The organism is Rhodococcus sp. P3_B8 (assembly GCF_056402775.1).
In genome coordinates this window covers 1-1,137 of the sequence record NZ_JBFUGT010000645.1, presented here as the reverse complement: position 1 = coordinate 1,137, position 1,137 = coordinate 1, and the positions used below count along the sequence as shown (strand labels likewise).

Sequence of the window (1,137 nt, the reverse complement as noted above, 5' to 3'; positions counted from 1 at the left end):
CCCCCAGACCTCCCCCGTCCGGGCGTTCGGTCACCGCGCCGCAACCCGGCCCGACCGGGGGCACCGTGCCAAACGAGCCCTGACCGGATGGCTGTTCGTCCTCCCAGCGGCGCTGGTGTACACCGTGTTCGTGCTGCGGCCGCTGCTGACCACCATCTGGTACTCCCTCTACAACTGGGACGGCATCTCGGTCGGTAGCTGGGTGGGACTCGGCAACTACGGCCGTGTGCTCACCGACCCGCAGTTGCTGTCCTCGATCGGGCACGCGTTCTTCCTCATCGCCTTCTTCACCGTCTTCCCGGTCATCGGCGGACTTCTCGTCGCCGCCCTGCTCCAGGAGATCCGCATCCGCGGCCTCGGAACAATGACCCGCACGTTGCTGTTCCTGCCGCAGATCATCCCCGGCGCCGCGGCCGCGGTCGCCTGGGTGTGGATGTTCTCGAGCAACGGCACCGTGAACCAACTGCTCTCAGCCGTCGGCCTGGACGGGCTCACCCGGTCGTGGCTCGGCGACTTCGACTGGGCGCTGCCCGCCGTCGGCGTCATCGGCACCTGGCTCGGGCTCGGATTCTGCACCATCCTGCTCATGGCCGGCATCGGCAAGATCGACATCGCGATCTACGAAGCGGCCCGACTCGACGGTGCCGGCTTCTTCAGCACCTTCCGCTACGTCACCGTTCCCGCTCTGCGGGCCGAAATCGGGGTCTGCGTCACCGTCACCATCATCGCCGCCCTGGCCAGCTTCGACATCGTGTTCATGTCCACCCAGGGCGGACCCGGCTACGCGACCACCGTTCCCGGTGTCCTCGTCTACCAGCTTGGTTTCACCGAATCCCGGGTCGGCCTCGCCAGCGCGCTCGCCGTCGTCCTCACCGGGCTGATCCTGCTGGTCATCTTGCCGATCCAGCGCATCTTCAGAGAGAAATGATCATGAAAACTTCCGTACGCCAACGCATCCCCGGGCTCGCGCTGCTGCTGGGCACCATGATCTTCTCGATCCTGCCGTTGCTGAGCATGCTGTCGGCGGCGCTGCAACCGCAGGGCACCGTCCCCGTGGGACTGTCGTGGCCTTCGAACCCGCAGTGGCACAACTTCCTCGACGCCTGGCGCGTCGCCGAGGTGACACCCCTGCTGATC

The 1,137-nt window shown here is 66.7% G+C and carries 1 protein-coding gene and 1 pseudogene; both read left to right on the top strand.

Annotated features, from left to right (window positions below; genetic code table 11):
- Positions 1–928 (top strand): carbohydrate ABC transporter permease (locus AC1D1G_RS45435; protein WP_477956964.1); only part of this gene is annotated, 928 nt, incomplete at its 5' end.
- Between the two features lie 2 nt (positions 929–930).
- Positions 931–1,137: pseudogene (locus tag AC1D1G_RS45430) on the top strand (carbohydrate ABC transporter permease); the annotation flags it as partial.